We start from the raw sequence: 18,623 nt of genomic DNA on the forward strand, positions 1-18,623 counted from the left end.
CTAGAGGCGGTCCGGAGCGGGGACGACCGAGTAGCGGCGCATGGACACGTTCATGAGCAGCGCGACGCACATGAGCATCGTGGTCACGCTGGAGCCGCCGTAGGAAAAGAGCGGCAAGGTCACGCCGACGACGGGGAGGATGCCGCAGACCATCCCTGCGTTGATGAACGCATGCCAGAAGAGGATCGCGCCGCAACCGACGCCGAGCACGGCGCCGAAGCGATCCTTGGCGAGCGAGGCGATGCGGATCGACCACAAGCAGAGGAACCCGTAGAGCAAGACGAGCAGCACGCTGCCGGCGAAGCCCCACTCCTCCGCGAACACTGGGAACGGGAAGTCCGAGAACTGGTCGGGCAGGAAGTTGAACTGGTTCTGCGTGCCCTTCATGTACCCGTTGCCGAAGAGCCCGCCGTTGCCGATGGCCACGCGGGAGTGATGCGCGTGCCAGCCGGTCTTGAGGATGTCGTCCTCGGGCCGCAAAAAGACGGTCACGCGCGCCTTCTGGTAGTCGAGCAGGACGTAGTACCAAACGATGGGCGCCGCGGCTGCGACCGTCACGATGAAGGTGAGCACGCTCTTCCACCGGACCCGCGTGAGCGCGGCGATCATGAGGAAGACGAGGACGTGGATCGACGCGGTGCCGAGATCGGGCTGCTTCAGGATGAGCAGCGCGGGCACGCCCGTGAGCAGCGCGGGGACGAGCAGGTCCTTCAACGTGCGCCCTTCGCTGCGTGGATCGTCGTGAAGGAACTTCGCCAGCGCGATGACGAGGAAGACCTTCATGAACTCGCTCGGCTGGAAGCGGAAGGACCCGAACTCGATCCAGCGCTTGGAGCCGCGCAAGTCCTTCGCGAAGACGAAGACCAGGATGAGCGAGAAGACGCCGAAGGTGTAGATGGCGTAGCCGAGACGCTCGAGGTGGCGATAGTCGATGGCGACGAGGATCCCGCCGAGGATGCCGCCGAGCACGAGCCAGTAGATCTGGCTGATGTAGAGCTCGGCGCGCACACCCTGGTAGACGCTCGTCGCGCTGTAGAGGTTGACCACGCCGAGCACGGCGATGAGCGCCGCAGCGATGAAGAGTGGCCAGTCGAAGTGATCCCTCGCCCGGGGCGAGACGTCGCCGCGAATCAAGGCGTACCTCCACGATCGGGCTTCGGTTGCGTGCGTGCGCTACCGCCGTTGTTCCCACCGGCGCGCGTAACACGCTCGCGCGAGAGCTCGTTGTAGGCGCGGACGACCTCGAAGGCGACGGGGGCCGCGTGCTTACCACCGGCGCCGCCGTGCTCGACCAGGACCACGACCGCGACCTCGGGCGCGCGGGATGGCGAGTAGCCCGCGAACCACGCGTGCTCGCGGTTGAAGTACCACACGCGCTCGGCCTCGGCGCCGCGCGCGAGCTTGTGCGAGACCTGCGCGGTGCCCGTCTTGCCCGCCATGTCGACGCCGAGCACGCGTGCCTTGAAGGCGGTGCCCGCCTCGGAGTTCACGCCCGCGTAGAGCGCCTTCTGCACGAGCGAGAGGTTCTCGGGGCTCACGTCGATCTGCCGCCGCACGCGCGGCGCGAACTCCTGCACCACCGTGCCCGCGCTCGTCTCGACCGCGCGCACGATCTGCGGCTGGTAGAGCGTGCCGCCGTTGGCGAGCGCCGCGTACGCGAGCGCGAGCTGGAGGACGGTCACCGTCGTCGCGCCCTGCCCAATCGCCGCGTTGAGGCCAAAGCCGAGCCGGAACTGGCCCTTGTTGCGCAGGGTCATCCAGGCGCGCGTCGGCATGCGCCCCGCCGCCTCCGCGTTCACGCCGAGACCCGTCCTCGCGCCGAGGCCGAAGCGCTGCCCCATCTCGGCGATGACGTCCATGCCCACGCCGAGCTCGGCCGCGAGGCGGTAGAAGTAGACGTTGCACGACTCCGCGATCGCCTTGTGCAGATCCACCGGTCCGTGGACGTGCGTGCACCGGAACGGGCGCTTGCCGAAGGTGAGCCCGCCGCGGCAGTTCGTCGCCGCGCGAGGATCGATGAGCCCCTTCTCCAGCGCGGCGAGCGCCGTGAAGGGCTTGAACGTCGAGCCCGGCGGGTACGCGCCAGAGATCGTCTTGTCCAGCGCGGGCTTGAGCGGGTCCGAGTAGAGCCTGCGGAACGCGTCGCGGATGACCTGCTTGCCCGATCCGCCCGAGAGCGCGTTCGGGTCGTAGCTCGGCTTCGAGTAGAGGCCGATGATGCGACCCGTGCGCACGTCGATGAGCGCGACGCCGCCCGCGAGCTCAGGGCGCATCGCCTTCTCGATCGCGCGCTGGATGTCGGCGTCGAGCGTGAGCCGCAGATCGCGACCCGGGATCGGATCGACGCGCCGCGGATCCTCGATGATCCCCTCACCGCCCGGCCTTCGCCGTCCCCTCGCGTCGACGAGCACCTTCTCCCAGCCGCGCGTGCCGCGCAGGTAGCTCTCCCACGCGCGCTCGATGCCCGTCGCGCCGACACGATCGCCCTCGACGTAGCCCGCGCTGCGGAGCTGGTTCAGCTTCTCCGCGTCGACCTCGACCATGTAGCCGAGCGCGTGCGCGCCGACCTCTTCGTACGGGTAATAGCGGACCGGCACGGGCACGACGTCGACCGCGGGAAGCTCCGCGTCATGTGTGCGCAGCGTGGCCACGGCGTCGCGCGAGATGTCTTCCTTCAGCAGGATCTGCTGGCTCTTCCGGGGCCCATCGCTCGCGCGAAGCGTGGTGAGCAGCGCTTCGAGCCGCGCGCGCTCGTCCACGCCGACCCCGAGGTACTCGACGAGCTTCGGCCAGACGACCTGCATGTCGATCCTCTCGGGGACGACGTAGAGGTTGTACGAGGGCCGGCTCGCCGCGAGGATCTTGCCGCTCCGATCGCGGATGAGGCCACGCGTCGTCGCGAGCGTGACGCGACGGACGATGTTCTCGCGGGCGATCGCTTTGTTGTCGTCGCCCTCGATGATCTGGAGCAGGAACAGGCGCCCGATGAGGATGAGCTGGAGCACCACCATCGCGAGCGCGATCCAGCGGAAGCGGCGCCTGAACTCGCTGACGTCGGAGCGCTGAACGACGAGGCTCATCGCTGACCTCCTTCCCCGGGTCTCGGCACGTTGATGGTCGCTTGATGCACGCGCTCGGCGAGGCTGAAGACGAGTGGCGCGAAGATCGCTGTGCCGATCGCGTGCGGCGCGACGAGCGTCGCCAGCGCGCGCGGCCTCGCCGTGTCGGTCCCGAAGATCGCCGTCAGCACGATGATGAGCACGCCTTCGAGCAGCGCGAAGGCGAAGGCGAGCGCGACCTTGGTGAGGAGCGTCTGCGCGGCGAGGCGCACGCCCGCGGCGCGCGCGACGACGAACGTGGCGACCGTGATGAAGGTGAACAGACCGATGGGCGCGGCCGAAAACAGATCGAGCAGGTAGCCGAGCAAGAACGCGAGCGCCGCGCCGCGGGCGATCGAGTACTCGTGCACGCCCATGAACACCACGAGCGGCAGGAGCAGGCTCGGCGTGATCCCCGCGATCTGCAGCCGCCCGATCAGCCGGTAGAGGTTCGACTGGATGACGAGAAGGGCGATGCCGACAGCGAGAAATGCGGTGTTTCGCATCGTCCTCTCTCCTCCCCTCCGACCTTACCGCCGCGGCGTGGAAGAGCCAGCCGCGCCTGGCGTGGGCGCCTGGGGCTGGGCCTCCTCCGGAGGCGCGGAGGTGACGATGAGCACCTCTTCGAGCCGCGAGAAATCCACGGCAGGCGTCGCGTAGACCTGCTGGTAGATGCCGAAGTCCCGCTTCACGACCTGCGTCACCTTGCCGACGGGAATGCCCTTCGGATACCGCTTCCCGACGCCGCTCGTGACGAGCAGATCGCCGACCTCCACCTCGTCGGTGCGCTGCACGTACTCCACGCTGCAGAGGTACTTCGCCTCGTCGCCCGTCCCGCGGACGAACCCACGCGCGCCCGTCCGCTGCACGACGACGTCGACGCCGCTGCCCGCGTCGACGATGAGCCGCACGTCGATCGTGTCGCCCGAGACCTTGAGCGTCGTGCCCACGACGCCGTCGGGCGAGATCACGGGCTGGCTCGGCCTGACGTCGTTCGATTCGCTGTCGAGGGTGACGCGCGCGACGCGGAAGAACTCGTTCGTGTTCTTGCCCGTGACCACCGCGCTCACGACGTCGGTGCGGACGCTCGTGCGCAGATCGAGCAGGCGCCGGAGCCTCCGGTTCTCCTCTTCGAGCGACTCGAGCTTGCGCACACGCTCGCGGAGGCGCGCGTTCTGTGAGGCGATGCGCGCGTTGTCCTCCTTGACGTCGACCAGGTAGATGTAGTCGCCCCAGATGTTCGAGAGCCCGCGCGCGAGCGTCGCCGCGGCGTACTGGAGGGGCGTGGCGATCCGGACGATCACCTTGTCGGCGCCCGTGACCTTCCCGGGATCACGCATGCTGGCCCGGAGGAACCAGAACGGCACCGCCAGGGCGAGCAGGACGATGGCCAGGTCGCGGTATCGCTTGAAGTTCATGCGTCGAGCGGCGAGGCCGCCGGGAAAGCGGCTCGGATCACGCGGGAGAGGTCCCCGCTCTTCCCTCGATGCCACGAGAGACGCGCGGACGCTACCTGCACACGCGCTCCGGTCAACAGGCTGTCAGCTGATCGTGACTTCCTTCAGCAGCTCGAGGTGATCGAGCGCTTTTCCGCTACCCAGCACGACGGCGCTGATCGGATCGTCACAAACCATCACCGGCAGGCCCGTCTCTTCGCGGAGCAGCACGTCGAGATTTTTCAGGAGGGAACCGCCGCCGGTGAGGACGATCCCCTTGTCCACGATGTCCGCCGCGAGCTCAGGGGGCGTGCGCTCCAGCGCGACGAGCACGGCGTCGACGATCGCGTTCGTTGGTTCTGCAAGTGATTCGCGGATCTCGTCGGAGTTCACGACCACGGTCTTCGGGATGCCCGCGACCATGTCGCGCCCCTTGACCTCCATCGTGAGCTGCTGCTCGAGCGGGTACGCGTTGCCGATCGTGATCTTGATCCGCTCGGCCGTCTGCTCGCCGATGGCCATGTTGTACTTGCGCTTCATGTACGCCATGATGGACTCGTCCATCTTGTCGCCGCCGACGCGCACGCTCTGGGAGTAGACGATGCCGGCGAGGGAGATGACCGCGACCTCCGTCGTGCCGCCGCCGATGTCGACCACCATGTTGCCCGAGGGCTCGGTGATCGGAAGGCCCGCGCCGATGGCCGCCGCCATGGGCTCCTCGATGAGGTACACCTCGCGCGCGCCCGCGCCCTCCGCGCTCTCTTTCACCGCGCGTTTCTCGACCTCGGTGATGCCGAAGGGCACGCAGATGATGATGCGCGGCTTGACGAGCGTGCGGCGGTTGTGCGCGCGGGCGATGAAGTACCGCAGCATCGCCTCGGTGATCTCGAAGTCGGCGATGACGCCGTCGCGCAACGGCCTCACGGCTTGGATGTTCCCGGGCGTGCGCCCGAGCATCTCCTTCGCCTCACGGCCGACCGCGAGCACCTTCTTGCCGCCGCGGTTGTCGCGCTGCACGGCCACCACGGAAGGCTCGCAAGAGACGATGCCCTTGCCCTTCACGTAGATGAGCGTCGTGGCGGTGCCGAGATCGATCGCGAGATCGTTCGAGAACAGGCCGTAGAGCCAGTCGAAGATCATCGCATCGCCCTTGAAGCTTGGGGTCCGGTCCGCCCGAGACGTGCATTCATGCCGCACGGGCAGGCGGCGGTCCTATCATCCATGGTGGGTGGTCGCAACGAGAGCACCTGCTCAGGTCGGGCACACCCGTTCAGCAGCAAGCACGGGTGAACCCATGGCCATGCCATGGATCCACCCGTCAATCACGTTCGCACATGCACAGGCAGATCCGAGAAGGCCGATCAGCCCTTCGAGATCTTGCCTTCCTTGTGCTCGTAGTGCTTGCGGCACACCGGACAGAACTTCTTGATGACGAACTTGTCCGACATCGTCCGCTTGTTCTTCGTCGTGTGGTAGTTCGCCCGGCTGCAATTGCCGCACGTCAGCTTGATGATGTCGCGCATGGCTCTCTCCTGAAACTCACCGGTTTCGCGCCGGCTCGGTCACGGGCACGCTCACGTGCGAGCGCGCTGCGAAACGCCGCTCTCCACAACCCCGCCGCGACGGGGGGGCCCGAAGGAGGGCGGTAACCTACGGAATTTCCCGCCGCTGTCAACGTCGGCGAGCACGACCTTCGGCAAAGATCGCAAACGAGCCGTGACGGGCGAGCTCGAGCCGATGCTCGGACGCTCGCCCAGCCCGATCACTCGTCGTCTTTTCCGCCGTCCCTCCAGTCGTCGTCGCGGCCCCAGTTCTTGTTGTTGGAGCGACGTCCACCACCACCGCCCCCCGGGCCGTCCCCGTCGTGACCGGCACCGCCGCCACGACGACGACGATCGTCGAACGTCTTGCGTTGCGGAGGCGGAGGAGGCGCGGGAGCGTAGCCGCCCGGCCCACCACCACCGCCGCCATAGCCGCCGCCGCCGCCGCCGCCGCCGCCGCCGCCGCCATAACCGCCGCCGCCGCCGGCGTAACCGCCGCCGCCGGGACGCTCGGCGCCAGCCGGACGTTCGCCCTTGGGATGCGCAAGGTTGACGACGAGCCGACGGCCACGCACGTCCACGCCGCGCAGCGCTTCGATCGCGCCCTTCGCCGCCTCGGCGCTCGCCATCGTGACGAAGCCGAAGCCGCGCTTGCGTCCGTCTGCGTCCATCGGCAAGTGCACACGCACGACGGGGCCTCCGCCAGCCGAGGTGATCATCGACTCGACCTCCTCGATGCTTGCGTCGTACGGGAGGTTGCCGACGTAGAGAGTGCGGTCAGGCGCTGCCGCAGCAGGCCCACCGCCGCCCATGCCACCACCTCCACCACCCATCGGCCGCGGGCCGCCCATGCCGCCCACGCCACCTTCACGGCGCGGTGGCTCGGCCTGGAAGGGCCGCACGGAGATCGACTTGCCGCCCTGGAACGAGCCGTCCAGCGACTCGCGAGCGGCATTCGCCTCCTCGCTCGTCGCGAGCGTCACGAACCCGAAACCGCGCGGCCGACCCGTCGCGCGATCCTTCGGAAGGCTCACTTCGACGACGTTGCCGCCTGTCGCCTCGAAGAGCCCACGGAGAACATCTTCGGTAATGGAGTCGGGCAGTCCTGCAACGAACAACTTACGAGAATCTTCAGCCATCGAAAAACCTGCGCACCATCGATCCTAGCGCCTCGCCTTCGAGGCTCGCGCCCTCTTGCTCGCCTCGAACGCTCTCCCTGAGAGGCGCGTCTCGCATCACGATGGCGAGGAGCGTACCTCCTGGGACGAGCTACAGCCCACGATATATGGCCCACTTCCCGCGTCAAGGGAGCCTCTCGCGGCCCGTTCGTCCCCGCGCGTCGATTCCTCCGCGAGAGGCCCCTCGAGCCCCTGCCCGGCCCGCGGCATCACCCCCTCCCCGCCTGGTCGTTCGCTCGCTGAAAACCGCGTCGCGAAGCGCTCTACGCAGCGAAAAAACAGGCAAAGATGCGCTTTGACGCCCGGGCGACCGGGACGGAGGATCCGCTTGCGTCGCCAGACGTAAATCGTGTTACGACCCGTTCCCCGAGGTTCAAAACGCGATGGCGGAGCACTTCAACATCGAGCGCTTGATGGATATGTCCGGCAGGGTCGACCTTTCGGACATCGACTGGTCCGAGGTCCCGAAGCACCCGATGACCCCCGAGGCGATCCGTTGCCTGCGGTATTTCCTGCTGACGGAGAACTCGACATTTTTTTATGTCAAGGCCCTCATGTCCACGGACGCCGTGTACGAGGAGCCGGAGATCGCGCCTTTCCTCTGCGTCTGGATGTACGAGGAGGAGTTCCACGGACGTGCGTTCCGCAGCTTCATGGAAGCGCTGGGCGAGCCCCTTTCCCCGACGTACCGGCGCGACATGTTCCTGTCGCGGAGCCCCGGCGAGCGGCTCGACGAGTTCGGCCAGAACATGCTCGGGAAGATCTTCCCGGACCACTGGCCCGCCGTGCACATGACCTGGGGCACGATCCAGGAGTTCACGACGTACAGCGCCTACCAGGCGCTCATCGAGCGGATCGATCACCCGATCCTCAACAAGATCTGCCAGCGGATCATGAAGCAGGAGCTGCGGCACTACGCGTTCTACCGCGAGCACGCCAAGCGCCGCCTGCAACGCGACCCGATGACCCGCAAGGTCGTCTCGACGGCGCTGAAGCTCGCCTGGACGCCCGTCGGTGATGGTATGTGCCCCAAGGAAGAGGTCGTCCACGCGATCCGCTTCCTGCTCGACGGCGTGGGCAGCAAGTCGATCGCGCGCATCGAGCAGAAGATCCGCGAGCTGCCCGGGCTCGAGTGGTTCGACCTGTTCACGAAGTTCGCCGAGCGCCACAACATCCGGCAAGCACCCGACGCCTGGTTCCCGCGGAACTTCCGCGCCAAGAGCCAGTCGAAGGTCGAAGCCGAGCCCGCGCTCTTCGACGCCGAGTGAGGTTCGACAGGTCCACGCGACGCGAGCCACGAACCGCGTGGATCACGTCGCGTGACGCCCGTGCGGCCCTCTAGCTCTCCTGCCCCGCCGCGTCGCTGCTCTCGCCGCTCTCCCCCGTAGTCGTGTTCTCCGCAGGGCGAGCCTTCTTCTTGCGCTTCTTCTTGCCAGCCGCGGGCGGCGCGCCGTCACTCGGCGCCGCCTGGTTCTTGGCGAGCACGAACGTGAAGTACGCGCCGATGGCGAAGAGGCCGAAGCACGCCCACTGCGCCGGCGTCAGCCCGCCGTACCGAGGATCGCCGCCGAGCATGCTCGCGCCCTCTTCCTCGCGGAAGAAGTCGAGCACGAAGCGCACGGGCGCGTAGGCCATGCAGATGACGCCGGTGAAGTACCCCGGCGGCCGCGGACCACGACGCCAGAGCAGCGTGACGATGATCGCGAGCGGAATCGTCAGGACGAACTCGTAAAGGCCGAGGTCGTAGCGGCCGACCCAGCCGCTGCCCATCGGGTACCGAACCGCGAACCATGCGTCGGAGAGGCGGCCCGGATGATCGTGCACGACGGAGCAACCGGCGCGGCCGAAGATCCAGGCGATCGGGAAGGTCGCGACAACGACGTCCGCGTACGCGAGGATCTTCTCGCGCTTGATGAACTTGTAGGCGAAGCAGCCGAGGATCGCGCCGATGAACCCGCCGTAGCTCGACAGGCCATCCCAGAGCATCAGCAGGTAGAGCGGATCCTTCGCGACGCGCTGCGGGTGGTAGAAGATCGCGTCGAGGACGTGCCCGCCGACGAACCCCGCGGCGACGACCCAGAAGATGAACTCGTTCATCTTCTTCGTGTCGAGGTTGCGCTCCTTCGCGCGGTGCATCGTGATGACCGAGCCGATGTAGACGCCGAGCGCGACGAGCGTGCCGAACGGCTTGATCGACGGCGGCCTCGTCGCGTCGAAGAGCTTGCCCAGGACGGGGACGTCGAGCAGGAAACCGAGCGGGATCTCGGGGAGCGAGATGTAGGGGATCAGCGGCTCTGCCACGCGGACGTGCGTAGCGCAGCGCGCGCGCCGACGCCATGGACGCGCGCGCTGCGCCGGACGCTTCTGCGCCGGAGGCCCCCGCCCCAGCGAAGGGTGACGTCGAACACGGGCTCTGATAAGACCTCGGCGTGCGAGCGCTGTCCTTGCCCGGCTGCGCCTGCCGGGCGGCGTTCCAGTTCGGCGTGCTCTCGCGCCTCGTGGCCGCGGGCGAGCGCTTTGATCTCGTGGCGGGGGCCTCGTCGGGATCCATCTCCGGCGCGGCGCTCGTCGCGGGTCTCGCAGCCGTGGGGCCGGACCTCTGGCGATCGATGGCGAAAACGCCCGTCGTGTCGCGGCGCTACCTGCGGAGCGAGCGGAGCCCGTTCGGGATGAGCGGAGTGCTGCGCGGCGCGCTCGAGCGGTTCTTGCCGGAAGAAAAGCTGCACGGGACGGAGACCGAGCTGCTCGTGGCGACGACCCACGCGCGGCGCTTCTTCGCGGGGAAGAAGGACGCGCTCGTGGTGCACTCGAACCACGAGCGGCGCGACATGCACGACGTGCTCGTGGCCTCGTGCTTCATCCCCGTCGTGTACGCCCGCGTGCCGCGGCTCGACGGAGAGGTGCACCTCGATGGAGGGGCCGCGGACAACACGCTGATCGACGCGCTCGTTGCGCGCGGCGCGACGGACATCACGGTGATCTCGCCGTTCCCGGGCGGAAAGATCGCGCGCACGCTTTTCTCGTCCGAGGAGCCTCCGACGGCGCCGCCGCACGTGCGCCTGCGTCTGCTCTTCCCCGAGCGTCCGCTCAGGCAGCGTCACTTCGACTTCGATCCGGGACCCATGGAAGAGGCGCTCACGATGCCGCACCGCTCGGTCGTCATCGAGCCGAGGAGCCATTGAATTTATGAGCACAAACCAACAACCCGAGGCCTTCAGGGTCGCCACGTTCACGCTCAGCGACACGCGCACGCCGAACGACGACGTGGGCGGCCGCCTGCTCGTCGATCGTCTGCGCGCGGCGGGCTTTTCCATCGTATCGCACGTGATCCTGCGCGAGGAGCCGGACGAGATCCGCGAGGCGATCACGCACGTGTGCGACGCGGACGCCGCGGACGCGATCGTGCTGACGGGAGGGACGGGGATCGCGCCGCGCGACCGCACGATCGAGGTGATCGAGCCCATGCTCGACAAGACGATCGACGGCTTCGGCGAGGCGTTTCGCAGGCTCTCGTGGGATCAGATCGGGCCCCGTGCGATCCTGTCGCGCGCGATCGCTGGCGTGGTACGAGGCAAGGTGATCGCAGCGCTGCCGGGTAGCCCGAGCGCCGTCGAGCTCGCGGTGGACGCGCTGCTCGCGCCGACGTTGTCGCACGCGATCGCGCTCGCCTCGGGGCGGGGCGGCAAGCACGCCGCACACGGTCCTCCCCACGGCAAGCACGGGAGAAAGCACTGATGCTTTCCTATCGCGACGCTCTCGCGCGCCTGCTCGCCGCGGCGCGGCCCGTGGGCAAGGAGCGCGTGAGCGTCGATCATGCCGCCGGGCGCGTGCTCGCCGAGGACCTCGTCGCGCGCGCGCCGATGCCAGCGTTCGATCACAGCTCCATGGATGGCTACGCGGTGCGCGCCGCGGACTTCGAGGGAGCCGGGCCGTTCGAGTTGCCCGTGGTCGGAGAGAGCTCGGCTGGCGGTGAGAGGCCCGCGCTCGCGCCGAAGACGGCGTGCCGGATCTTCACGGGCGCACGGCTGCCCGAAGGCGCGGACGCCGTGATCATGCAGGAGAACGTCGAACGGCGCGGCGACGTGATCGTGATGCGGGAAGCGCCGCGCGCGGGCGCGTGGATCCGCCTGCGTGGCTCGGATCTCGCGGAGGGCGCGGTGGCGATCGCGCAGGGCGCGCGGATGACGCCGGGCCACGCCGCGCTCGCGGCGGCGCTCGATCGTCCTTTCGTGCTCGTCTCGCAGCGGCCCGTGGTGACGATCCTGTGCTCGGGCGACGAGCTGCGATCGCCGGGTGAGCCGGGCAAACCCGGGTCGATCGCGGAGTCGAACGGCGTGTTCGTCGCGGCGGCGGCGCGGCAGATCGGCGCGATCGCGCGGGTCGGCGCGTACGTACCGGACGACCTCGACGTCGCGCGCGCGGCGGTCGTGGAAGCGCTGCGCGGCAGTGATCTCTTGGTGACGATCGGCGGCGTGAGCGTGGGCGATCGTGACGTGATGCGGCCCGCGTTCGAGGCGGCCGGCGTGACGCTCGATTTCTGGCGCGTGGCGCTCAAACCCGGCAAGCCTATCGCCGTCGGTCGCGCGGGGGACACGCACGTGCTCGGGTTGCCAGGGAACCCCGCGAGCGCTTCGCTCACGTGGCTGCTCTTCGGCGCGCCGCTCGTGCGGGCGTTGCAAGGGGATCCGGCGCCGCTCCCGCGGCGCGAGCGCGTGGTGGTGGCGGGCGCGTACGAGCGCACGCCCGGACGCGAAGAGTTCGTCCGCGCGCGGATCGAACCAGGCGCGGTCCCGGCGCGCGCGCGGATCCTGCCGAACCAGGCGTCGGGCGCGGTGACGAGTTTTGCGGAGGCGGAGGTGCTCGTCGTGGTGCCCGCGAGCCAAGGGCGCGTCGAGGACGGGAGCGAGCTCGAAGCGATCCGAATCGACGCGTTCTGAGGTCAGCGCTTCTCGTCGTGCGCGGGCGCGTGATGGGCGTGCTCGTGATGCGCGTGCCCGTGATGCCCATGCTCGCCGTGATCGGGCGCGCACCGCGCGTCTTCCCAGCCGACCCAGTAAGGCCCGTCGGGGCCGTGCTCGCGTTTCCAGATCGGGAGCCTCGCCTTGATGCGATCGATGAGCTCGCGGCAGGCGCGGAACGCCTCGCCGCGATGCGGAGCGCTCGCAGCGCAAACGACGGCGGCGTCGCCGATGTGGAGCGCGCCGATGCGGTGCGTGGCCGCGACACGAACGCCGGGGATCTCGCGCTCGATCTCTTCGAGGATCCGCTCGAGCTCGGCCTCGGCCATGGTGCCGTAGGCCTCGTATTCGAGCAGGCTCACGCTGCGGCCGTCGTTCATGTTGCGGACGACGCCGAGGAACGTGGCGATCGCGCCGGCCTCGGGGCGCGCGACGATCTGGATGACCTCATCGAGCGAGAGGGCCTCACGGCGGATACGCGTCGCGCTCACGGAGACCTCCGGAAATGGCCCGATCGGCCGCCGCTCTTCTCCACCAGCATCACGTCCTCGACGACCATCTCGCGGTCGATGCCCTTGAGCATGTCGTACAACGTCAACGCGGCCACCGACGCGGCGACCATCGCTTCCATCTCCACGCCGGTCCGGTCCGTCGCCTCGGCGCTCGCGGTGATCGTCACGCGCGCAGCGGCCTCGTCGACGTCGAGCGCGATCGCCACGTGCGTCAGGGCGATCGCGTGGCACATCGGGATGAGCTCCGGCGTGCGTTTGGCGGCCATGATGCCGGCGATCCGCGCCGTCGCGAGCACCTCGCCCTTCGGCGTGTCGCCGCGCGCGAGGCGAGACGCCGTCTCGGGCCGCATGCGCACACGCGCGACCGCGACCCCGCGTCGCTGGGTGGGCTGCTTCTCGGCGACGTCGACCATCCGAACGTCGCCGCGCGGGCCGAGGTGCGAGGAGAGGCTCGTCGCGTCGGCCTCTTGCGCAGCCACACGAGGGACGAGGACGTCGAGCGCAGCCGAGAGGATCGCCGGGTCGCCACGCTTCGCCGCGCGGCGGACGCAGTGCACGAGGGAAAACCGCACGAGACCCGAGAGCGAGGCCCACGTGCGCACGTCGATCGATCGACCTTTCGGCAGGGCTTCGCGCCAGCCTTCGGGCAGATGATCCGGGCTCGGGTCGGCGGCGAGCGGCATCGGGAGCGCGGGCGGGTGGGCTTGCTGCACGATCGCGCTGACGGTCGCGACGTCGACGACGGCCTCGGCGCCGGCGCGCGTGATCCGCTTTCGATCCTCGAACGCGAGGGAGCGCCATCCTTCGAGCGGCAGCCGGAGCCCCGCGTGATCGAGCGCGCGTCGCGCGGCCAGAGGGACGAGATCCAGCGCGGGCCCGATCTCTTCGGCTTCGAATGAAAAAACTTCGTTCACAGCGGCCGGATCCTACCCGCCGATCGCGCGCATGGACACGCCCGCGGCGGTTTCCTCGGTGCAGCCCTTCCAGACCGTCCCGTCGGGCTTCATCGACCAGGCGAGCCCGATGTGCTCGACGATCGTTTCCGCGTCGCCCGCGCGCGCGGGTGCCCCTGCATCCACGCCGTCGTCCGTGGCGAGGCAAGGCCGCAAGACGCCCGTCGACGAGACGCGCAGGCGATCACAGGTCTCGCAGAACGTGTCGCTCGTGCCGGTGATGAACCCGACGCGGAGCGCCGGATCGTGGCGGGCGCGCACATACTTCGCGGGGCCGAGGCCCGGATCGGTGACGGCCTCCTCCGCGAGGACGTGCGCGGCGAGCGCGCGGCGCATCTCGGCCGCCGTGACGAGGTGATCCGCGACGAGCTTGGCCCCCTCGGCGATGGGCATGACCTCGAGGAAGCGCGGCAAGAGGCGCTTGTCCCAGGCCCAGAGCAGGATGCGCTCGAGCTCGTCGTCGTTCACGCCGCGCAGGACGACCGTGTTCAGCTTGATCGGGGAGAAGCCCGCTTCGATCGCGGCGTCGATGCCCGCGAGGACGGCATCGAGATCCCCGCCGCGCGTGACCTCACGGAAGCGCACGGGGTCGAGCGTATCGATCGAGACGTTCACGCGATGCAGGCCGGCGTCGCGCAGCGGCCGCGCGAGGCGCGCGAGCTGCGAGGCGTTCGTGGTGAGCGCCAGGTCCTCGAAGCCGAGCGAGGAGAGGTGCGCGACGATCGCGACGATCTCGGGATGCACGAGCGGCTCGCCGCCCGTGAGCCGCACGCGACGGACGCCCGCGCGGCGCAGCGCCTCGAACATCGTCTTCCACGCCGACGTCATCAGGCGTCCGTCCGCGTAGCCATCGTTCCGCGAGGGCCTGCAGTACGTGCAGGCGAAGTCGCACCGATCCGTCACGGAGACACGCACGCTGCGCGGCGGCGGTCCGGCCGAGGCGCGCGTCGGCACGAGCGCGCGCGCGCCGAGCATCGGCAAGGATCGCCGCTTCTCGGCTGCCGGATCGTTCATCGCCGCCATCGCCTCACCCTCCCGCGACGGGCGGGATCAACGCAACCTCGTCGCCCGCCCGGACCTGCTCGTCGGGCCGCGCATACGCGCCGTTGACCGCGACGCGGATCGATCGCCGGTACGGCACGAGCGCAGGAAATCGGCCGCAAACGTGGTGAAGAAGCTCCTCCGCGGTGCACGGCGCGTCGAGCGGAAAGACGAGCTCCGAAGCACCGAGCACGTCCCGCGCCCCCGCGAACGCGAGCAGCCTCACCGTGTTCGACATGTTCCGTAACGTAGCATTGATGAATTGTCGTTGACAGTTCGGGCGCGAAAACAGGCCGACGCGCCGCCGTGCCGGGCGGCCAGGGCCGCGATATATTCGCCCGTCCGATGAGCGAGCAAACCGGCACGATCGGCAAGATTTTGGCCGGACGGTACCAGGTGCGGAGGGAGCTCGGGCGTGGCGGCATGGGGGTCGTCTACCTCTGCCGTGATCTCGTGGCCGACGACCGCGTGGCCGTGAAGGTCCTGAGCCGACCGGGCGCGCGACCACGCGCCGAAGAAGCATGGTGGTTCCACGAGGAGGCCCGCGCGCTCGCGGCGCTCTCGCATCCGTGCATCGTGCGCGCGCGCGACTTCGGCGCGCTCGCCGACGGGACGCCATTTCTCGTGATGGATGCCGTGCCGGGTCGCTCGCTCCACGAGTGGCTCTACCTCGCGCAAGAGGAAGGCGGCCTGCCGTGGCCGCTCATCTGGAAGATCACCGATGACGTGCTCGCGGCGCTCGCCCACGCGCACGCGCGCGGCGTCATCCACGGGGATCTCAAGCCCTCGAACATCCTCGTCGACATCCCGCACGACGACACGGAGCCGCCGACGGTGCACGTGCTCGATCTCGGGCTCGCATGGCTCATGCAGGATCGCGTCGACCACAGGCTCGACGGCTCGCCCGTCTCGAAGCCGACGATCCGCTGGGGCGCAGGCACGCCGGGGTGGATGGCGCCGGAGCAGATCCGTTACGCCGCGCCGCACGTGGGTCCGTCGACAGACCTCTATTCGCTCGGCTGTGTCCTCTTCACGATGATCGCGAACCGCGAGCCGTACGAAGGCACGGACGAGGAGCTGCTCGCGAAGCACAAGAGCGCGCCGCTGCCGGAGGTGCCGCTGCGCCCCGGGCTCCCGCCGGACATCGTGCCGCTCGTGCGGCGCCTGATGAACAAGCGGCCGTGGCAGCGCTTCGAATTCGCGGCCGACGCGCGCGCTCTCCTCTGGCGGATGCGGCCGCGCAGCGGAGACCCGACGGCGACACCGAGGCCCTCGGCCGCGCCGCCGATGTCCATGCCGCTGCGCGACTCGCCGCTCGTCGTCGAGAGCACCTACCTCGACTCGCAGGTGACCACGACGGGGCTGCTCGGGCTCCGGCCGAGCCCCTTTGTTGCGCGCGCGGCCGAGCGCTCGCGGCTGCTCGACATCGCGACGCAGATCGCCACGTCGGAGACCCCGGAGCACCGCTTCCTGTTGCTGTCGGGCGAAGCCGGCGTGGGCAAGTCGCGCCTCGCGGAGTGGCTCTGCGAGGAGGTGCACGAGCGTGGCCTGGTGGTGCCGCTGCGCGCGCGGTACCGGAAGATCGCGGCGCCGCTCGACGGCGTGGTCGGCGCGATCGTGCAGCACTACCGGCTGGAGCGTGAAGGGCGCGACGTCGTCGAGAAGGTCCTCCTGAACCAGTGGGAGGTCGCGCCCGACGACGACGAAGGCAAGATGTGGGTCGCCGCGACGGCCGAGTGGATCCGGCCCTCGGCGCAGGGCGACGCGATCGGCCCGACGGGCAAACGTTTTGCGCTCTCGTCGGAGACGCGCTGGCGCGTGATGCAGTACGCGCTGCAAAAAATCGCGAAAAACCGTCCGCTCCTGTTGATGCTCGACGACCTGCATCACGGCTCGCCGACGACGTTCGAGGGCATGACGCGGCTGCACCGCGAGACGCCGGGCCTGCGGCTGCTCATCGTGGGCACGGTGCGCGACGAGGCGATCGTGACGGACCCCGTCGCGCGCGAGTGGGTCGAGTGGCTCCTGCGCGAGCTCGGCGGCGATCGCCTGACGCTCGAGCCGCTCGACCCGACGCAGACGCACGCGCTCCTGCGCGAGACGTTGCCGCTCGACGAGGCCGCCGTGGTCGAGGCCGCGCAACGCAGCAAAGGCAACCCGCTGTTCGCGCTGCAGATCGTTCACGCGTGGGCGACGGGTGGGCACATCGAGCTTCGCGACGGGCGGTACGTGGTGCCTGAAGCAAAGCTCGCGATGCGCGCGGCCACGACGGCCGAGCTCTGGGAGGATCGTCTGCGCGCGATCCCCGAGGATCTCCGGCGCGGCGCGCGCGCGGCGGCGGCGCTCGGCGGCGATATCCGCGAGGACGTGCTGCGGATCGAGCTCGGGGCGCTCGGCGTGGACGCGGAGCGCGCAGTGGCCGCGATGAAGCGCGCGCAGATCCTGCTCGCATCCGGTGAAGAGCGCCTGCGGTGGCCCCATGCGCTCCTGCAAGAGCACCTGCTCGGGCAGCTCTTCGTGCAACCGGATGCAGCCGCGGTCCTGCGCGCCGCCGCGAACGCGCTCGGCCATCACCCCGACGCGGGCAGCCGCCGCATCGTGCGCCACCGCGTGACGAACCTCGTCCGCGCCGGAGACGTGAACGTGGCCGCGGAGCTCCTGCACCACTCGATCGCCGACTCGTGGGGGCGCACGCGCGACGTCCAGGCGACGCTGCGGGATCTGTCGCTGCTCGACGGTCGCCTCGAAGGCCTGCTGCTCGCGCGGCACCGCAGGTGGCGCGCCGAAGCGCTGCGGCACGCGGGCAGGCTCGAAGACTGCCGACGCGAGGGCGAAGAAGCGCGCAGGCTCTTCCACGAGGCTGGGGATCCCGAGAGCGAGGCTGCGTGCCTCCGGCTCCTCGGTCACGCCGCGAGTGATCTCGCCGCGCCCGCCGAGGGTCGCAAGCTCGTGGCGAGCTCGCTCGAGATGTTCCAGTCGCTCGGCGACACGCACGGGCAAGCGCTCTGCGAGGTGATCCTCGGGGAGATCGACTTCCTGCTCGGCGCGCATCTCGACGCGGCCCGCATCCTCGAAAGCGCAGGGCCGAAGTTCCAGGCCGTCGGAGATCGCCTCGGCCACGCGCAGTGCCTCGTGCTGCACAGCTTCGTCGAGCAAGCCGGCGGCTCACCCGAGAAGGCGCGCGCACTCCTCCGCACGGCGCGCGCCGAGTTCGACGCGATCGGGTATCGCCTCGGCATGGCTCAGTGCGACGTGACACTCGCGCACTCGGATCATCGCGAAGGTCGGCTCGAAGAAGCGCGGCGGGTGGCGCTCCTGTCGCGTCGGAGCTTCCGCGATCTCGGCAACCCGCGCGGCGAGGGCGCGTGCGAGCGTCTGCTCGCGATGACCGCGTTCGACGCAGGTCAGCTCGACATGGCGGACGCGCACGCGCGCGCCGCGACGGCGCTCTTCGATCGGCTCTCCGATCCGTGGGGACAGGTCGAGATCAAGATCATCGTCGCGCAGATCGCGCTCGAGCGTGGGCAGGCGGAGGTCGCGCGCGCGGCGCTCGCCGAGTGCGAAGCCACCGGCCTCGCCGAGGCCGAGCCGAAGCAGCACCTCGCGCTCACCCGCGCGTGGCTCGCGTACCACGAAGGCCGGTTCCAGGACGCCGCGAACGAGCTCGATCTCGCGCGGAAGACGTTCCAGGATCCGAGGCGCACCGGGGATCACACGCCCGAGCTCCTGCGCAGGTTCAGCCGCATGGGCTGGCCTGCGCCCGCGAGCGAGACGATCGCGGCATGGACGCGCGCGCTCTCCACGCGGAGCCCGCTCTCGACGCCGCCGCCTGCGGAGCAAACCGCCGCAGCGCCGGCTTCCGTGAAGCCCAGTCGCTAGCGCGGGGCGTTGCCCCGCACCCCAGCA

17 protein-coding genes are annotated in these 18,623 nt (G+C 69.4%); 5 read left to right on the forward strand and 12 right to left on the reverse strand.

Annotated elements, in window-relative coordinates:
• The 7 genes from rodA to POL67_RS31450 all read right to left on the reverse strand — a co-directional run bounded on the left by rodA (nucleotide 1) and on the right by POL67_RS31450 (nucleotide 7,214).
• Nucleotides 1-1,134, reverse strand: a complete 1,134-nt coding sequence (rodA, locus tag POL67_RS31420) for a rod shape-determining protein RodA (RefSeq protein WP_271923828.1) — start codon at nucleotides 1,132-1,134, stop codon at nucleotides 1-3.
• The gene (gene mrdA, locus POL67_RS31425; protein ID WP_271923829.1) at nucleotides 1,131-3,080 is read right to left on the reverse strand and encodes a penicillin-binding protein 2; all 1,950 of its coding nucleotides are present in this window, start codon (nucleotides 3,078-3,080) and stop codon (nucleotides 1,131-1,133) included. Before mrdA ends, rodA begins: the two co-directional genes overlap by 4 nt.
• Nucleotides 3,077-3,604, reverse strand: a complete 528-nt coding sequence (locus tag POL67_RS31430; RefSeq protein ID WP_271923831.1) for a hypothetical protein — start codon at nucleotides 3,602-3,604, stop codon at nucleotides 3,077-3,079. Before POL67_RS31430 ends, mrdA begins: the two co-directional genes overlap by 4 nt.
• A 24-nt stretch (nucleotides 3,605-3,628) precedes the next feature.
• Complete coding sequence (mreC, locus tag POL67_RS31435) at nucleotides 3,629-4,516, reverse strand: rod shape-determining protein MreC (protein WP_271923833.1); 888 nt, start codon at nucleotides 4,514-4,516, stop codon at nucleotides 3,629-3,631.
• A 123-nt stretch (nucleotides 4,517-4,639) separates the two neighbouring features.
• Nucleotides 4,640-5,674, reverse strand: a complete 1,035-nt coding sequence (locus POL67_RS31440; protein ID WP_136930736.1) for a rod shape-determining protein — start codon at nucleotides 5,672-5,674, stop codon at nucleotides 4,640-4,642.
• 221 nt (nucleotides 5,675-5,895) lie between these two features.
• The gene (gene rpmG / locus POL67_RS31445; RefSeq protein WP_136930735.1) at nucleotides 5,896-6,057 is read right to left on the reverse strand and encodes a 50S ribosomal protein L33; all 162 of its coding nucleotides are present in this window, start codon (nucleotides 6,055-6,057) and stop codon (nucleotides 5,896-5,898) included.
• A 239-nt stretch (nucleotides 6,058-6,296) separates the two neighbouring features.
• Nucleotides 6,297-7,214: an RNA recognition motif domain-containing protein gene (locus POL67_RS31450; protein ID WP_271923836.1), complete on the reverse strand. Its 918-nt coding sequence runs from the start codon at nucleotides 7,212-7,214 to the stop codon at nucleotides 6,297-6,299.
• A 422-nt stretch (nucleotides 7,215-7,636) separates the two neighbouring features.
• On the opposite strand from POL67_RS31450, the gene POL67_RS31455 reads away from it, so the two are divergent.
• A complete protein-coding gene (locus POL67_RS31455; protein ID WP_271923838.1) occupies nucleotides 7,637-8,521 on the forward strand; it encodes an acyl-ACP desaturase in 885 nt (294 codons plus the stop codon).
• A 70-nt stretch (nucleotides 8,522-8,591) separates the two neighbouring features.
• Here POL67_RS31455 and POL67_RS31460 read toward each other — a convergent pair whose 3' ends face one another.
• Nucleotides 8,592-9,554, reverse strand: coding sequence for a prolipoprotein diacylglyceryl transferase (locus POL67_RS31460; protein ID WP_271923840.1), 963 nt, complete (start codon nucleotides 9,552-9,554; stop codon nucleotides 8,592-8,594).
• A gap of 128 nt (nucleotides 9,555-9,682) precedes the next feature.
• On the opposite strand from POL67_RS31460, the gene POL67_RS31465 reads away from it, so the two are divergent.
• Genes POL67_RS31465 through POL67_RS31475 form a run of 3 tightly spaced genes read left to right on the forward strand, consistent with a single transcriptional unit; the run spans nucleotide 9,683 to nucleotide 12,190 of the window.
• The gene (locus POL67_RS31465) at nucleotides 9,683-10,435 is read left to right on the forward strand and encodes a patatin-like phospholipase family protein (protein WP_271923843.1); all 753 of its coding nucleotides are present in this window, start codon (nucleotides 9,683-9,685) and stop codon (nucleotides 10,433-10,435) included.
• A gap of 4 nt (nucleotides 10,436-10,439) precedes the next feature.
• Entirely contained in the window at nucleotides 10,440-10,988 is a 549-nt protein-coding gene (locus POL67_RS31470) for a MogA/MoaB family molybdenum cofactor biosynthesis protein (protein WP_271923845.1), read from the forward strand.
• Nucleotides 10,988-12,190, forward strand: coding sequence for a molybdopterin molybdotransferase MoeA (locus tag POL67_RS31475; protein WP_271923847.1), 1,203 nt, complete (start codon nucleotides 10,988-10,990; stop codon nucleotides 12,188-12,190). Before POL67_RS31470 ends, POL67_RS31475 begins: the two co-directional genes overlap by 1 nt.
• A gap of 2 nt (nucleotides 12,191-12,192) precedes the next feature.
• On the opposite strand, the gene POL67_RS31480 is transcribed toward POL67_RS31475, so the two are convergent.
• The 4 genes from POL67_RS31480 to POL67_RS31500 are packed head-to-tail and all read right to left on the reverse strand — an operon-like array spanning nucleotide 12,193 to nucleotide 14,955.
• Nucleotides 12,193-12,702 carry a molybdenum cofactor biosynthesis protein MoaE gene (locus tag POL67_RS31480; RefSeq protein ID WP_271923849.1) on the reverse strand — a complete coding sequence of 170 codons (510 nt, stop codon included), beginning with the start codon at nucleotides 12,700-12,702 and terminating at the stop codon, nucleotides 12,193-12,195.
• Nucleotides 12,699-13,637, reverse strand: a complete 939-nt coding sequence (gene moaC, locus POL67_RS53055; protein WP_308789556.1) for a cyclic pyranopterin monophosphate synthase MoaC — start codon at nucleotides 13,635-13,637, stop codon at nucleotides 12,699-12,701. Before moaC ends, POL67_RS31480 begins: the two co-directional genes overlap by 4 nt.
• Before the next feature lie 12 nt (nucleotides 13,638-13,649).
• Nucleotides 13,650-14,699 carry a GTP 3',8-cyclase MoaA gene (gene moaA / locus POL67_RS31495; protein ID WP_271923851.1) on the reverse strand — a complete coding sequence of 350 codons (1,050 nt, stop codon included), beginning with the start codon at nucleotides 14,697-14,699 and terminating at the stop codon, nucleotides 13,650-13,652.
• A gap of 4 nt (nucleotides 14,700-14,703) precedes the next feature.
• Entirely contained in the window at nucleotides 14,704-14,955 is a 252-nt protein-coding gene (locus POL67_RS31500) for a MoaD/ThiS family protein (protein WP_271923852.1), read from the reverse strand.
• Nucleotides 14,956-15,062: 107 nt separating this feature from the next.
• On the opposite strand from POL67_RS31500, the gene POL67_RS31505 reads away from it, so the two are divergent.
• A complete protein-coding gene (locus POL67_RS31505) occupies nucleotides 15,063-18,596 on the forward strand; it encodes a serine/threonine-protein kinase (RefSeq protein WP_271923854.1) in 3,534 nt (1,177 codons plus the stop codon).
• Nucleotides 18,597-18,623 lie beyond the last annotated feature (27 nt).

Source organism: Polyangium mundeleinium (assembly GCF_028369105.1).
Taxonomy (GTDB): Bacteria; Myxococcota_A; Polyangia; order Polyangiales; family Polyangiaceae; genus Polyangium; species Polyangium mundeleinium.

Excerpts from the sequence above, each read along its gene's own strand:
- mrdA (WP_271923829.1), bottom strand. The coding sequence starts at position 3,080 with ATGAGCCTCGTCGTTCAGCGCTCCGACGTCAGCGAGTTCAGGCGCCGC.
- POL67_RS31430 (WP_271923831.1), bottom strand. The coding sequence starts at position 3,604 with ATGCGAAACACCGCATTTCTCGCTGTCGGCATCGCCCTTCTCGTCATC.
- mreC (WP_271923833.1), bottom strand. The coding sequence starts at position 4,516 with ATGAACTTCAAGCGATACCGCGACCTGGCCATCGTCCTGCTCGCCCTG.
- POL67_RS31440 (WP_136930736.1), bottom strand. The coding sequence starts at position 5,674 with ATGATCTTCGACTGGCTCTACGGCCTGTTCTCGAACGATCTCGCGATC.
- rpmG (WP_136930735.1), bottom strand. The coding sequence starts at position 6,057 with ATGCGCGACATCATCAAGCTGACGTGCGGCAATTGCAGCCGGGCGAAC.
- POL67_RS31450 (WP_271923836.1), bottom strand. The coding sequence starts at position 7,214 with ATGGCTGAAGATTCTCGTAAGTTGTTCGTTGCAGGACTGCCCGACTCC.
- POL67_RS31455 (WP_271923838.1), top strand. The coding sequence starts at position 7,637 with ATGGCGGAGCACTTCAACATCGAGCGCTTGATGGATATGTCCGGCAGG.
- POL67_RS31470 (WP_271923845.1), top strand. The coding sequence starts at position 10,440 with ATGAGCACAAACCAACAACCCGAGGCCTTCAGGGTCGCCACGTTCACG.
- POL67_RS31475 (WP_271923847.1), top strand. The coding sequence starts at position 10,988 with ATGCTTTCCTATCGCGACGCTCTCGCGCGCCTGCTCGCCGCGGCGCGG.
- moaA (WP_271923851.1), bottom strand. The coding sequence starts at position 14,699 with ATGGCGGCGATGAACGATCCGGCAGCCGAGAAGCGGCGATCCTTGCCG.
- POL67_RS31500 (WP_271923852.1), bottom strand. The coding sequence starts at position 14,955 with ATGTCGAACACGGTGAGGCTGCTCGCGTTCGCGGGGGCGCGGGACGTG.
- POL67_RS31505 (WP_271923854.1), top strand. The coding sequence starts at position 15,063 with ATGAGCGAGCAAACCGGCACGATCGGCAAGATTTTGGCCGGACGGTAC.